The sequence below is a fragment of the Mucilaginibacter sp. P4_C11 genome (genome assembly GCF_056402115.1).
Genome location: NZ_JBFUIA010000002.1, coordinates 79,574 through 94,157, shown reverse-complemented (window position 1 = coordinate 94,157; position 14,584 = coordinate 79,574). Strand labels below are relative to the sequence as shown.

Annotated in this window: 14 protein-coding genes; 3 read left to right on the top strand and 11 right to left on the bottom strand. The window is 42.9% G+C overall.

What is annotated here, in order from left to right; genetic code table 11:
* Positions 1-137 precede the first annotated feature (137 nt).
* From AC1DU2_RS02260 to AC1DU2_RS02250, 3 genes are all read right to left on the bottom strand, one after another.
* Positions 138-1,229, bottom strand: a complete 1,092-nt coding sequence (locus AC1DU2_RS02260) for a phosphatidylinositol-specific phospholipase C1-like protein (protein WP_477382574.1) — start codon at positions 1,227-1,229, stop codon at positions 138-140.
* An 83-nt stretch (positions 1,230-1,312) separates the two neighbouring features.
* Positions 1,313-2,941, bottom strand: coding sequence for a RagB/SusD family nutrient uptake outer membrane protein (locus AC1DU2_RS02255; protein ID WP_477367309.1), 1,629 nt, complete (start codon positions 2,939-2,941; stop codon positions 1,313-1,315).
* 22 nt (positions 2,942-2,963) lie between these two features.
* Positions 2,964-5,960: a SusC/RagA family TonB-linked outer membrane protein gene (locus tag AC1DU2_RS02250; protein ID WP_477382572.1), complete on the bottom strand. Its 2,997-nt coding sequence runs from the start codon at positions 5,958-5,960 to the stop codon at positions 2,964-2,966.
* A 468-nt stretch (positions 5,961-6,428) separates the two neighbouring features.
* Here AC1DU2_RS02250 and AC1DU2_RS02245 point away from each other — a divergent pair, with 468 nt between their 5' ends.
* Positions 6,429-7,919 carry a sensor histidine kinase gene (locus tag AC1DU2_RS02245; RefSeq protein WP_477382571.1) on the top strand — a complete coding sequence of 497 codons (1,491 nt, stop codon included), beginning with the start codon at positions 6,429-6,431 and terminating at the stop codon, positions 7,917-7,919.
* 9 nt (positions 7,920-7,928) lie between these two features.
* The gene (locus tag AC1DU2_RS02240) at positions 7,929-8,618 is read left to right on the top strand and encodes a LytR/AlgR family response regulator transcription factor (protein WP_477382569.1); all 690 of its coding nucleotides are present in this window, start codon (positions 7,929-7,931) and stop codon (positions 8,616-8,618) included.
* A gap of 24 nt (positions 8,619-8,642) precedes the next feature.
* On the opposite strand, the gene AC1DU2_RS02235 is transcribed toward AC1DU2_RS02240, so the two are convergent.
* The 8 genes from AC1DU2_RS02235 to AC1DU2_RS02200 all read right to left on the bottom strand — a co-directional run bounded on the left by AC1DU2_RS02235 (position 8,643) and on the right by AC1DU2_RS02200 (position 13,771).
* Complete coding sequence (locus AC1DU2_RS02235; protein ID WP_477382568.1) at positions 8,643-9,851, bottom strand: acyltransferase family protein; 1,209 nt, start codon at positions 9,849-9,851, stop codon at positions 8,643-8,645.
* A 133-nt stretch (positions 9,852-9,984) separates the two neighbouring features.
* Complete coding sequence (trmD, locus tag AC1DU2_RS02230; protein ID WP_477367326.1) at positions 9,985-10,659, bottom strand: tRNA (guanosine(37)-N1)-methyltransferase TrmD; 675 nt, start codon at positions 10,657-10,659, stop codon at positions 9,985-9,987.
* Positions 10,660-10,765: 106 nt separating this feature from the next.
* Positions 10,766-11,137 (bottom strand): VOC family protein, encoded by a 372-nt coding sequence (locus tag AC1DU2_RS02225; RefSeq protein ID WP_477382566.1) that lies wholly within the window; start codon positions 11,135-11,137, stop codon positions 10,766-10,768.
* A gap of 60 nt (positions 11,138-11,197) precedes the next feature.
* Positions 11,198-11,584 (bottom strand): VOC family protein, encoded by a 387-nt coding sequence (locus tag AC1DU2_RS02220; protein ID WP_477382565.1) that lies wholly within the window; start codon positions 11,582-11,584, stop codon positions 11,198-11,200.
* A 15-nt stretch (positions 11,585-11,599) separates the two neighbouring features.
* Complete coding sequence (locus tag AC1DU2_RS02215) at positions 11,600-11,800, bottom strand: helix-turn-helix transcriptional regulator (RefSeq protein WP_477382564.1); 201 nt, start codon at positions 11,798-11,800, stop codon at positions 11,600-11,602.
* A 2-nt stretch (positions 11,801-11,802) separates the two neighbouring features.
* The gene (locus AC1DU2_RS02210) at positions 11,803-12,222 is read right to left on the bottom strand and encodes a hypothetical protein (RefSeq protein ID WP_477382563.1); all 420 of its coding nucleotides are present in this window, start codon (positions 12,220-12,222) and stop codon (positions 11,803-11,805) included.
* Positions 12,223-12,606: 384 nt separating this feature from the next.
* Positions 12,607-13,134 (bottom strand): ribosome maturation factor RimM, encoded by a 528-nt coding sequence (gene rimM, locus AC1DU2_RS02205; protein WP_477382562.1) that lies wholly within the window; start codon positions 13,132-13,134, stop codon positions 12,607-12,609.
* 127 nt (positions 13,135-13,261) lie between these two features.
* Positions 13,262-13,771 carry a 30S ribosomal protein S16 gene (locus AC1DU2_RS02200; protein ID WP_477366883.1) on the bottom strand — a complete coding sequence of 170 codons (510 nt, stop codon included), beginning with the start codon at positions 13,769-13,771 and terminating at the stop codon, positions 13,262-13,264.
* Positions 13,772-13,992: 221 nt separating this feature from the next.
* Here AC1DU2_RS02200 and AC1DU2_RS02195 point away from each other — a divergent pair, with 221 nt between their 5' ends.
* Positions 13,993-14,535 carry a 5' nucleotidase, NT5C type gene (locus AC1DU2_RS02195; protein WP_477382561.1) on the top strand — a complete coding sequence of 181 codons (543 nt, stop codon included), beginning with the start codon at positions 13,993-13,995 and terminating at the stop codon, positions 14,533-14,535.
* Positions 14,536-14,584 lie beyond the last annotated feature (49 nt).

Genomic DNA, 14,584 nt, shown 5'->3' with positions numbered 1-14,584 from the left:
AATATATTTCTCTAACAAAAAAGGATCCTAAGTTATCTAAAGATCCTTTTCCATCTAATACATATTGCTTTCAGTTTTCGATTAGTTACCTCCAGACTCCATTAAACCCTTTGATGTATCACTACTTTAATGGCTTGTTATTTTCCACCAACTGCCGCCGTTGCCTTAAACAACGGATCAACTTTAAAATAGGTGCCATCAGCAAAACTGATCACGTAATCTGATTTAAAGTGAGTGCTTTTTTTGTAATAGTCGGTGCTGATAATTTGGGCGCCCGATTTTTGCGCGGCCACAAATGAGCTTTTATCATTGTTACGGGCTTCCTCGGTGTCCGAATCGGCACGGGTGCGGATGATGTAGCCTTTTTTTACCAGTGCTTTTATTGCAACAAGGTCTTTTTTAGCATTGTTCATGATGTGGATAGCAGCTTCGGGCGTACCGGGCATGGCATCGGCAAATAATACCCTGCCTTTTAACGATGGATGACCGGCAATATAGGCGGCCCGTTTGGCACCTTTTTCATCCAAAATAAAAATGAACTTGCCTTTGGCGGCTTTAAGCGTTGGCCAGTTGTTGTGCAATACGGCGGTTTCCAGCGTTTTGTACTTTCCCCTTACATCGTCGGGGGTTATTACGTATTGTTTGCCCAGGTAATCTAAAATCTCTTTATCTAATGCAGCAAATGTAGCCGCGTTGAATTTTTCGGGGATGGTAAAGCCGGGCTTCTTCATCGGCTCATCCTTAGCGTTCATGGTAATAAAAACAGGGCCATGACCGGGATGGGCGTCACTCCATTTTTTTAACTCCTGCAGGCAAAGTTTAAAGGTTAAACAGTTACTGCGGTAATCAATATCCTGCACGTGAAAAACCTTAAAGCCGGGAGCTTTCATTACGCCTTCGGTATCATAAGCCGGCTGGCCAGGTACCCAGTCCAATCCTTTCGGGTGGGCATATTTGCCACCTTTGGCATCGGCATAAACATCTATCTCCAGAGCGCCAAGGCCCAAATTAAGCTGATCTGACAGACCGATGTGTTCATAATCAATTTTACTCATACCAACAGAATCGCGTTGCTGCAAAAACTTAAACAGTTTGGGATCGATGGCCCGCTTGTAGCTGTTGTGCGATCCGATCACCTGTATTTTGTTGATGGTAATATCATCCGGATCGTTTTTTAAAACGGTTAGGGGGAATAAAAGGCTAAACAGTAAGCCGCTAATGAGTTTCATAGTATTATATTATTTAGCTATCAAATTAAAATGAAATAAGCGCAAAAGACGTGTCCTTTGCGCTTATTATCCATTAACAAATATTAATAACCAGGGTTTTGCACCAGGTTAGGATTTGTTTTTAATTCGGTTGATGGAATTGGGTATAACCTGCGGGTAGGATCGGTGTTCATTTTCAGGTCATCCGTTTTACCACCGGCAACCGGCAGCGGATACTCTTTTTCAAACAAACCATAACGGATCAGGTCATTACGACGCCATGCTTCCCATGAAAGCTCACGTGCGCGCTCATCCAGCAAGCCATCCAAATCAATTGACGAGGCTACCTGCGCGTGGGCACGGGTACGCAGCTTATTTACCAATGTAAGCGGGATTTGCACTTCGCCGTTTATGGTAGTTGGCGTTGCCCCGCGTAATATAGCTTCTGCTTTCATCAGGTAAACATCAGCCAAACGGAATACCGGTACATCATTACTGTTTAACCGGGTTGCCTGAATGATGTTAACATCCGGGTAGTATTTTAGTGAACGTACCCCTTCTGATTGCGAAGTAAGCACATCATTACCCAAATCCATTGGCTTCAATCCTGTTAAGGTTAAAGTGGGAATGATGTTAATTTGTGTGTTTGGCGGAACGCCCGCAGCTCCCACAGGATAGTAAACCGGCTGATTGGTAAAGCCGCCATTACCGTCCGGATAATATTGCGGGCCAGCCAGCCATGTTTTGGTACGGTCGTCGCCCGGAATGTTAAAACGGTTGTAAAACTCGGGCGTAGTGCTCATGGCAATACTTAAACCCACGTTAAAGCCGTATGCATTAACCAGGTAGTAAAAGAAACCAAAACGGGTAAACTGGTTGCCCGGTATTTGCTGATCGTAAGGTACTGCAAATATGGTTTCATTAATTGCAGGGCCATTTGTTGGCAAAAATATGTCCCTGTATTTGGCATCCAGGAAATAGTTGGTGTTGGCCTGTACGCTATCGCACATGGTAACGGTTTCCTGGTAACGGGTGGTACCGGTGTATACGCCCGAATTTAGGTACATTTTTGCAAGGAGGGCGAACACCATGCCTTTTGTTGGGCGGCCATACTGCGATACATTTGTTGGTCCGTTATTACTTTTAGCCGGCAATAAAGGTAAAACGGCTTTAAGTTCGCTTTCAATAAACGCATACACTTTGGCACGCGGTTGGTTGGCGGGCTGTACAGTTACCGGAAAATCGGTTATGATAGGTACGTTGCCGTACAAATCCATCATAAAATAAAGGTACAGGGCGCGCATTGCTTTAACTTCGGCAACAGAGGCCGCTTTTTTTGTAGCCGAAGACGATGAAGCGTTAATTACGCTGATGATACGGTTACAGGTGTTGATACCGCCAAAACCCCATTGCCAAACACCTATTACGTTGGGGTGGTCAAAAGTCCAGGTGTGGTAGTGTAATTGCCTGTATTGGCCGCCGTCGTCAAAGTTACCGTCACGGGCGGGCAAAATGGCCTCATCGGTAGACATATCCTGCATGCGCCAGTAAGGCACCGCGTAGCTTGCAGACAGGTTTGAATAAATTGTACCCAGTAATGCGGTATAATCGGCATCGGTAACCGGGAAATTTGTTTTTACGTATTGTGATTCAACAGGTACATCTAATTTTGTACATGAATATGTGCTCATGATCACGGCAATTGCGGCACATATTATTAATATCTTTTTCATCTTTTTATCTCCTTCTGATTTTTTAGAATTGTGCAGTTATGCCTAAGCTGAACGTGCGTGTTTTAGGATAGAAATCGCGATTATCGATACCCGGGGTCAGGCCGCCAATATTAATTTCGGGATCAACGCCACGGTATTTGGTGATGATAAAAATGTTATTGCCCGATGCATAAAAACGCAGGCTTTTAAAGGCCTGGATATGTGGCTTAATGGTATAACCCAAAGTAGCGTTATCTAAACGCAGGTATGAACCACTTTCCAGGAAACGATCAGAGATCAGGTACGCATTGATATCCTTAAATGATTCGCCTAACGTAAACGTAGGGATATTCTGCAATTTTGAGTCGGCCGGGTTGTTTAGCGAGGCAAGGGTTGCGTTCAATACTTTGTTTCCATATACACCACGTACCAGGAAGTTTACGTCGAAGTTTTTATAGAAGAAACTATTGCTCCAGCCGTAAATCAGTTTAGGTTGCGCATCGTATTTAATAAACTGATCGGAGGTAAGCGGTTGGGTAGCGGTTGTTGATCCGTCGGCCTTTTGATAGGTACTTACGCCGTTAGCGTTTTTACCTAAATAATGCCACAGGTCAAACGTACCAATAGCATAGCCAGGCTGAATGATCTGGCTGTAGTTACCTGACTGACCTTTACCGCCTAACTGGGCTGTTTGAATAAAGTTAAGGCCAAACTGGCTGTTTGATAAACTTTGTACAACGTTTTTGTTATGCGAAACGTTGAATGAAGTACGCCAGGTAAAATCGCGTGTTTTTACCGGCACTGCGTTGATAACAACCTCGATACCACTGTTTTTAATTTTACCTACGTTAGCCGTATAGAATGGATAGAAATACAATGTGGTTGATACCGGGTAAGTGTAGATCAGATCGGATGTTTTCTTGATATAGTAATCAACCGAACCGGTGATACGGTTGTTCAGGATCCCGAAATCCAAACCAATGTTGGTGGTTGCTGTACTTTCCCATTTCAAATCGGGGTTATCATTACGTACAGGGCCAATAGGGTTAACAATATTACCATTGCTTAAAAATTTACCGCCGCCCGGAGGAACACCGTAAATTAACCTCGCGGTAAAGGCGTCGAAGCCTAAACTGTTACCTGATACACCGTAACCAGCCCTTAATTTCAGGTCGCTGATAACCGGAATAGATTTCATGAATTCTTCGTTAGTGATCTTCCATCCTGCAGAAACAGCCGGGAAGTAACCATGGCGCTGGTTAATACCAAATGCCGATGATCCGTCTTCCCTGAGTGAAGCCTGAAACAGGTATTTATTCGAAAATTCATATTGGCCACGTGCGTAAAATGATATGAACCTCAAAGTTGAGATATAGTTAGGATTGAAAACTATTTGCGAAAGCTGGGTGGGATTAGAAAGGGCCAGGAAGTTATAAGTTAAAGCATCATTTGAAAAGCCCTGAGTTTGCACACCAAATCCATCATTATTACGATCTTGCTGATAAGAGTAACCGCCTAATAACTTCAGCGAGTGCTTACCAAAAACACGATCATAGTTAAAATAAGCTTCAACAACGTTGCTTGTATTAGTGTAAGCACTGCGTACAGCTACACCATTTGCGTTAACATATATGCCCGATTGGCTTGTAGAATATGTATTGACGTTGTTTTGTTCTTTTTGCGTTGACCCAGATATGGTAAACTTTAACCCGTTTAATATATCCACAGAGGCAAAACCATTGATGAGCGTTTTGTTATTCTCTGTTTTGGTGAAGTTGTTATTGATTAAGCTCAGCGGGTTTAACGGGCCACTACCAGTACGGGAGTAGTTTTCCTTGTAGGTACCATCGGGGTTAAAGGGGCTAACCGTTGGCAGGTAGAATAAAATACCCGATAACACCTGGCTTTGAAATATATCGTTGTTTTTGGTAACACTGTTGGTAAGGGTGATGCCCAGTTTTAAACGATCATTAAAAAACCGCTGGTTAATATAACCTTTGTAAATAGTACGCTCAAGGCTGGTATTTCTTAGTATACCATTGTTTTTCATATAGTTTACACTTGCGCCATACTCCGAATTGGTGCCAGCGCCGCCATATGAAAGGTTATGGTTTTGAGAATAACCTGTTCTTTCGGCAAGCTTTTGCCAATTGGTATTGGAACCGTCATCATCAGTAGGCTTGGCCAATGCTTTTACACCATTGTCGGCCAGGTATTGGCGCAACTGATCGCCGGTAAGTACGTCAATGTTTTTTGATACATTCTCAACAGCACCATAACCGCTGTAAGTTAGCCTTGTTTGCCCGGCTTTGGCCCTGCGGGTAGTAACTATAATTACACCGTTTGCAGCACGTGAACCGTAAATAGCTGTAGACGACGCATCTTTTAACACATCAATGCTTTCAATATCCGCCGGCGCAAGCAGATCGATAGAAGCACCAGGAACACCGTCGATAACATAAAATGGCTGTTGCGCAGCACCCTCACGCAGGGTTGATGGTCCCCTTAAAATAGTTGCAGGCTGTTTGTTAGGGTCGCCGCTTTTGGTAATGTTTAAGCCAGCTACCTTACCCTGTAATAGTTCGGCGGGAGTAGTTAAAACGCCCGCGTTAAAATCTTCAGCTTTTACCGATGTAATAGCGCCGGTTACATCTTTACGGCTTGCCGTGCCATAACCAATAACCACAACGTCCTTAAGCTGCTTGATATCGGTTACCATAGTAATATTTACAACCGTTTTGCTACCTACGGTTACTTCTTTAGGTACCGAGCCTAAAAACGTAAACTTCAAAACGTCATCGGCGCCGCTTACGGTTACCTGGTAAACACCGTTGCTGTTAGTTGTTGTAGCTTTGCCTGTACTTTTTACAGTTACCACAACACCGGGCAGGGGAGCATTGGTTTCATCGGTAACGGTACCCCTGATTGAGGTGCTTTGCGCAAATGCGCTTGCAGAGGCTATCAGCATAAAAAGCAGCAGCCCGGCTACTTGCCGAGCGTCGTAAAATAGCCTTAAAATGAATCTGTAGTTTTTTTTCATAGTGTTGATTTAATTTTATACCCTTTTGTGTAAGATCATTGCCGGCCCAAAGAATATTAGCCAACGATATTTTTGTGCAAAAAAACGCTTATGTTGTTAGCATGAAATAAAATAGATGTTAACTTATCGGCAAATAGGTGCCGGGTAATAATTGGTTATGAAACCAAATTAAATAAAATTATGCCTGATTTTTAGGGAAATAAAAAAATAAACATCTTTTTCCCAGTTCCAAATGTTAACTAATGATTAACAGCGCTTTAAGAGATTTTACAGGCGTGTAAATATTACACCAAATGGAGCCGGGGATTTAGAATATCATGTGGGCAATAATAAGCGCAGCGGCTCAGAAGCCTCTTCTTGACAGTATCCGTCACATTTTTTGGGTGGTTTATCACATTTTAATTATTCGGACAAATAGCTTTTGTACCATTGTACCTGTAAACACATATACCTTAAATCACACAAGCAATGTTTAAGCAAATAACCTTTAAGTTTAAAAACGATGTAACCCGGATTGAGTTTTGGGTAGTAACCGGCTGCATTATAGCGGCGCTGCTGCTTTCGATATTTGATATTTTGAGGGATAACCAAATAACAGCGAATAACATGCTCCGGGCGGGGCAGCAATTTGTTGCTCCCGCAGCATTAAGTACCACACTTATGCCCGTATTGTTTAGTTACCTGGTAACATTTATCATTTATATGCTGCTTTGCTTTTACCTTGCCCCTGCTTTTGAGGGCGATGGCGGAGATACATTAAAAGGCTCCCTGTTTATTTTTATTTTTATCGTGCTCTGTTATTTAGCGGGTATTATAAGTATATATTTCACGGCTTTACTCGCCCTTAAAATACTGTTCATTTATTTTAACCGCAATCGCCAAAACAGGGATAGCGCTTTATATTTTGAAGCTGCTTTACTTACCGCATCATGGATATTAATTAATGTTGGCTTACTGTATTTATCAACACCGACTACCCTGCGAATTTATGCTTCGTTCGATGCAGCGGCCGCAGTTGTATTATATCTGTATGCTATGTATGTGCTGCTGCCAAACCAGAAGTTAAAGAACAAGAATATCCTCTATTATTTCTTCCGCATGTTCCTGCTTGCTTTACTGTCATCGCTGGTGTTGTATCTCATTTGCCTGGCCTTTGAAGGAGGAAACGGATTAACCAGGCCGGCCGCTATATTTGTACTGGTTATTAATATTGGCGACGCTGAAAACATCGCTACGTTGGTTTTTCTAAATTTTTTAACACAGTTGTTTATTGTAATGCCGCTGGCCCGCAATATTTATAAAAGGCGCAGCGCTAAAAAAGACGAGGAAATTAAAACGCTTAAAACCGAGCTTGGCCAGTCAGATGCCAACCTTAACTTTTTAAAATCGCAAATCAACCCGCACTTTTTATTCAACGCGTTGAATACGCTTTATGGCACCGCCCTGCAGGAAAATGCCGAGCGCACCAGCGAAGGCATTCAAAAACTGGGCGACATGATGCGCTTTATGCTGGAAGAAAACGTGCGCGACAAAATCCTGTTATCGCGTGATATTGATTATCTTAAAAACTATATCCTGCTGCAAAAGCTGCGTACGTCTACCTCCTCGGGCGTTATCATCGAAAGCCATATTGAGGACTACCAGGGCATGCTAACAATTGCCCCTATGCTGCTAATTCCGTTTGTGGAGAATGCTTTTAAACATGGCATAAGCCTGCAAAACCCATCGCATATAAAAGTTACCCTGCAAACCGATAGCAACACGCTTTACTTTGATGTGCACAACAGCATCCACATACGCCATGATAACGACCCCGAGAAAGGGCAAAGCGGAATTGGGCTCGAGAATGTAAAACAAAGGCTTGCGCTGCTTTATCCAAACCGTCACGATTTGGTTATTCATGAGAACGCCAAGGAGTTTTTTATGCACCTAACTATACAGCTGGATATTAATAATTAATTTTAAGGGATGATAGCTATTGCCATTGATGATGAACCCATAGCCCTTGATGTGGTAAAGACGCATGCGGCCAAAGTTTCCTTTATTGACCTGAAGGAAACATTTACCAATGCATTTGATGCGCTAACCTATCTGCAAAAAAACAAAACAGATTTGCTGTTCCTTGATATTAAAATGCCCGACATCAGCGGAATTGATTTTTTAAGCAGTATTGCCAACCCGCCAATGGTTATTTTCACAACGGCTTACTCTGAACATGCTGTAAAAAGCTTTGAGCTGGATGCCGTTGACTACCTGCTGAAACCGTTTTCGTTGCCCCGTTTCTTAAAGGCCTGTAACAAAGCCCATGAGTTGTATGTTTTGCGCAGCAAACCCGGCGGAGGTGAAGAAGAGACAGCAGCTATATTTATAAAAGATGGGTACGAACAAATTAAAGTTAAGCTGAACGACATTTTATTTATTGAAGCGGCCGGCAACTATACCAAAATATACCTGCAGGGCGGCAGCTCATTAAGTAGCAGGATAACCATTACCGATATGTTGCTGATGCTGCCTGCCAAAAAGTTTATCCGTACGCACCGGGCCTTTATAGTAGCCCGCGATAAAATCAGCAAATTTGACAGGGCGCAAATCAATATCAACGAGCACAGCATTCCCATTGGGGCTACTTACGCACAGTGCATGCAGGAGTTTCATTAACACAGACAACCACCAAAATCCTATCTAAATTTTAATGAATATTTTTTTACGATACATCCAAAACAGGATAAGCCATTGTATAGCCAACACAAGCGTGCCTTTAATGAGCGTACTGTAAGCATCGCCAAAAACCATATCGTAGTTACGGCCCAGGTGAATATATAAACTCTCCCTGATAAAGGAGCCAAAACCATCGGCCAGCACGTAGGCCGCTATGGAGTTTGTGCCTATTACCACCAGCAGCAGCGGCCATTTTTTGCGCCCTGCTGCATCAATAACACCGTAGAAAAAGGAAAGCAGCAAAAAGCAGCATCCGCCGCTAAACAACACCCAGCCGGGCGTCCAGATGCGTTTTACAATAGGAGCTATGCCTGTAAAATGTAATAAGGCAGCAATGGCTATTAAACCAATCCCGGTTATCACAAAGCGGCGCACCAAAACAAACGGTGTAGTGCCATTACGCAGTTGGTTGCCAGCCAGTAGGCCAATAATCATGGTGCCAAGGGTTGGTATAAAGCTGAGTGTTGCATAACCGCCATTGTTGTGGGTAAAGAAGGCTTCGCGGGGGAACAGGTTTAAAAACCAGCGATCAAAGGCCCAGGCCAGGTTGGTGTTTTTATTCCAATGTGCGGCAAAACCAGTAAAGTTATGTTCCCAGTTTTGGGGTACACCTGCCGTAGCGTAATCAAAGCCACTGCCTGGCAAAGGATATGCTGCAAAAGCAGCCCAATACCCCACAAGAATTACAATAAGTGCAATAATTTGTATCCGTTGCCCGCAAAAACCAAGTAAAAACAGGAAGGTGTATCCCAGGCCTATCTGGGTCAGGGTGTCTTCGAAAGTAAAATACGTTTGCTTAGACCACATAGAACGTAAAAAAATGCCCAGGGCAATAAGTATCACAGAGCGCAGCAAAGCATGCTTTAACAATGAGGGGAACTTATCACCTTTAGCCATGCGGCCGGCTATGGAAAAAGGCAAAGCAAGGCCAACCAAAAATGAAAACGATGGCTGGATCATATCATGAAGCGAACAGCCGGCCCAGGCAACATGATCCTGGTTAAAGGCCAGGATACTCCAAAACGTACTACCGGGCAGCTTACTATACACCTCCTTAAATGACAGCGCTTCGCCCATCATCAGCATCATCACAAAGCCACGATACGCATCAACCGAGATTAGCCTGCTGCCACCAATTTTCGCAGCTTCTGTTACCGCTGGAGAGTTTTTCATTTGCCGGGGTTCTATTTACATGCAATATCGATAATTGCTTGATTTTTAAGCGCCGGCGCGAAAAAAATAATCTCTGGGCGGAGTGTCCTGTCGGGCGGATAAGCATTAAATGAAATCATGTCATGCAACCTCATCACTCCAGCAAATCCGGTCGCCTCAGCCTGGTGCGTTCCAAAGCTTGCTCAAAGCGCCATTTTTCAATTTCGGGAGTATTGCCGCTTAAAAGGATATCGGGTACTTTGTGGCCATTCCAATCGGCCGGGCGGGTATAAACCGGGGCATCCAGCATATCGTCCTGGAACGAGTCGCTAAGGGCCGAGGTTTCGTCGCTGAGCACACCGGGGATTAGCCGTACAATAGCATCCACCAAAACAGCTGCCGGTAATTCGCCACCTGATAGTACATAATCGCCTATGCTGATTTCGCGGGTAACGTAAATATCGCGGATGCGTTGATCAATTCCTTTATAATGTCCGCATAAAATAATAATGTTGCCTTTAATTGAAAGCTGGTTGGCAATGGCCTGGTTAAGTCGTTCGCCATCTGGCGACATAAATATCACTTCATCATATTCCCTTTCGGCTTTTAGCTTTTCGATACAGGCCGCAAAGGGAGGGATGGTCATTACCATGCCGCTGCCTCCACCGTAGGGATAATCGTCTACACTTTTTTGTTTGCTGGTTGAGTAATCGCGCAGGTTATGCACATGAATTTCGGCAATGCCTTTTTTTTGGGCACGCTGTAAAATAGAATGTGCAAATGGGCTTTCCAGTAAACCCGGTAAAACAGAAATGATATCAAAACGCATGTATTGTCAGAGTCAAGAAGTTAGAATCAAGATGCAAGATTAAGCAAAATTGTTATTACCCAAAAACTCCTGTCTTGATTCCTGACTCTAATTTCTTGATTCTCTCCTACCCTCTATGCTGATAAATGCTCCATAAATTACCGGCCGGATCTGTAAAAAGTGCGGTTATCTCAGGTAAATCTTTACCTATTGGTTGCACTATATTGCCGCCATTGGCTGCAATCGCTTCCACGGTAACTTCGGCATCATCAACCATAATAGAAATAATAAGGCCTGGTTCTGCCTGGGGCTTGCGGCCGGTTATCCACATGCCGCTTACCTGGCCCACACCATCATCAAAAGAGGCATTCCCCTGGTTATCCTGCCGGATATGCCAGCCAAACGTTTTTTGAAAAAAAGCCGCTGATACCGCGACATCATTCGCCGGGATTTCGATATAACAGATCTTGCCGTTACCAAAAGTTGGTTGGTTTGCCATAGCGTTTTTTATTTTAAGATTGTGTTTTTCGTCTTATCTCTTGATTCTAACTTCTTGACTCTATATCGACTTCTGTATCTGCCATCGGTGCCCAAATGGATCTTCAATGCCGCCTTGCCTGTAACCATAATCATAATCCTGCACAGGCGAGGTGGTTTTTGCGCCGGCAGCAACAGCCTGCTCAATAACGGCATGCACATCCGCTACAAATAGCCCAATAACGACAGAATGCCTACCGCCTGCCAGGCTATGTAGGCCCGAGTGTAACGTTTGTTCGTGCAGATGAAAGATGGCTCCGTTGATAGATAATTCCGACACATGTATAGTTCCATCATCGTTACTGAAACGCCGGAGTTCCTCTGCGCCAAAAGCATCAATATAAAAGCTAATGTCTTTTACGCCATTGGGTATGGCCAGTTCGGGGGCAAAAACCGGTTTATCTTTCATCGTTATCAGGTTTAATTAATCTTCATCATCTAATATAAATATAGTCTCTACCGGCTTGCCAAACACCCGGGCAATTTTTAGAGCCAGCACGGTAGACGGTACATAACGGTTGCTTTCGATGGTATTAATGGTTTGCCGCGATACCCCTATAGCCTGGGCCAAATCGGCCTGGGTTATGTTTTTAATGGCCCGCTCAATACGGATGTTGTTTTTCATTGCTATTCTTTAATTAAACGGTTATTCTGGAAAATCTTCCACCTGAAACGGATAATAAAGAATACAAGGGGCACCAGTAAATTTAAAAATAAAATATGTTCGGTATCTGTAGAAAAAATGAGGCTGACGATCAAAAATAAAAAATTAACATATACCGACCACTGTAACGAATCGAGCCGGAGCCGCACAATCTGCTCATCCTCAATTTTTTCTTTTGAGAACGCCGCGATAAATAAACCAATGGCCATTAACAGGGTTGTCGACATAAAAAACAGGTGGCGTCCGTTAAAAATGCCCTCGGCCATATCACCCCCATGCATTCCCATTAGTTGTTTTTTATACAACACAATAGGCACATGTACAACCACCAGGAAGTAGCCCAAATAACGCCCCCAGTATGGAAATAAGAATAAAGGTTTCATTGCTGTAAAGTTTGATTTACCAAATGTAAAATAAACTTTACAAATGTCAAATAAATTTGACATTTTTTAATGCACGACAATTCTGTATATTAGTGTCATAACCGCTCACAATGAACAATTCGAAATGGATTCTGTTATTATTGGGTATGCTCTTCACAGCAATAGCTTTATATTAGACTTCGTTGTCAAGACCATACACGTTATGGCTTTCTTTTATAGTTTGGATGGCTTTGCTTTTGGAACTTCAGTTGTAAAACTCATTAAAAATGAAAAATAAACGTACCTCGGCTGAAACAGGCACTAATAAACCTGGTGTTTTACTTCAATGAAAAAGCCCGCATAAAGCAGGCTTAAAGTTATATTCCTTAGTTTGATACTTCAAACCTATCCCTCCAAATAAACATCCAGCAACCCCTCGGGCAAATCGATGTAAATTTCGCTGGCCTCGATATCAATCCCTTTAATGATCTCGACATTTAGCGGAAAAAGCACCTCTTTTCCTTTAAACATCACCGTAGCTATCAGTTGCTGCGGATATTCCTGCACCTGGGTTATTTCGCCAAGTTCGCCGTGGGTTTCGTCGATAGCCATAAAACCTTCTACATCGTTCAGGGTAAATTCGGCTTTTTTCTTTTTAGGTTTCAGTTTGTTGGGCAGGTACAGGTCGCGTTTTACCAGCAGGCTTGCTTTTTCGATGGTATCCACATCTTCTAAAAACAAGTAGGCATTGCTTTTTTGCAGGTACTTGATAGATTGTACAAAATAAGGGATCATTTTGCCGGCCATATCAATAAAAAGGGCGTCAAATTTAATAGCATCCAGGCTATCAAAATCTACATATATCTGCATTTCGCCCTTAAGGCCCTTGGTTTTCAGTATGCTTCCAACCCTGAAACAATCTTCGGTTTTCATAAAATGTTGTTAAATAACAATGGCGAAGTTTTCGCTTCGCCATTGTTGATCATTGAGTTAAAATCATTAATGAAGCTTTGCAGCTGTCTTGATTCCTGACTCTTAATTCTTGATTTTCGCTTAAAAATTATTCTGCGTCTTCAGCCGGAGCTTCTTCAGCAGCAACTTCTTCGGCAACAGGAGCATTTTTAGCAGCTATTGCAGCAGCTTTTTCTTCCTTCTTTTTAGCCTCAGCAGCCAAAGCCAATTTACGGGCTTCGTCTTTTGCAGTTACCAGGCTGGTTTTTTTGCCGGTGATTTTGCCTTCTTTAGCATCAGTCCAGGCAGCAAATTTCTCTGCAGCTTGTTCTTCAGTTAAAGCGCCTTTTTTAACACCACCTTCTAAGTGTTTTTTGTACAGCACACCTTTGTATGAAAGGATAGCACGACAAGTATCGGTAGGCTGGGCACCAGTGTTAACCCACTCTAAAGTTTTGTCGAAGTTAATGTCGATAGTTGCAGGGTTGGTGTTTGGGTTGTATGAACCTAAACGCTCAATAAAACGACCGTCGCGTGGAGCGCGGGCATCTGCTACTACGATGTAGTAAAAAGGTTTTCCTTTTTTACCGTGTCTTTGCAGTCTGATTTTAGTTGCCATTTCTTTATTTTATGTATTCAACATGTCCCCGGAGTACTTTCTGCGGGGATGCAAAGGTATAAATTATTATGAAGAAAAAAACACGAATTGCACGAATTTTTCCCAATTGCACGAATGAGGGCAAATTACTGCCAATCAGCAACATGCAGCAGCAACATTGGGCTACTGAATATTATTATCGCACATTTGATTTCACACTTTAAATTTTGCAAATTACCGGCATGAGCATCACCCGGAAACCACGCATTGCCATTGACATGGACGAGGTATTGGCAGATACCATTGATAAATTTATTGAACTGTATAAACAGCGCCACAGCCATGAGGTAATATTGGCCGATATGCACGGCATGGAAATTGGGCAGGCCCTGCCGCCGCACCTGAGCAGCACAGTAAGGCCTTATGTTAACGAGCGCGGTTTTTTCAGGGATATTAAAGTAATGCCCGGAAGCCAAGAGGTAGTAAAAGCACTTATGGAACGTTACTATGTATACATAGCATCGGCAGCTATGGAGTTTAAGTATTCGCTGGAGGATAAGCAGGCCTGGCTGGAGGAACACTTCCCCTTTATATCATGGACGAACATTATTTTTTGCGGGCACAAAATACTGGATGTTGATATTATGATTGACGACCGCATTAAAAACTTTGTAACTTTTAACGGGCGCAAACTGTTGTATACATCGCCGCATAACGTGCTGATTGATGGTTTTGAAAGGGTAAACAACTGGCAGGATGTTGCCGATAAATTATTGAATAGATAGTTAATTACTTTAATATAAATACATTAACTTTATACAATAAGCCAGAGGC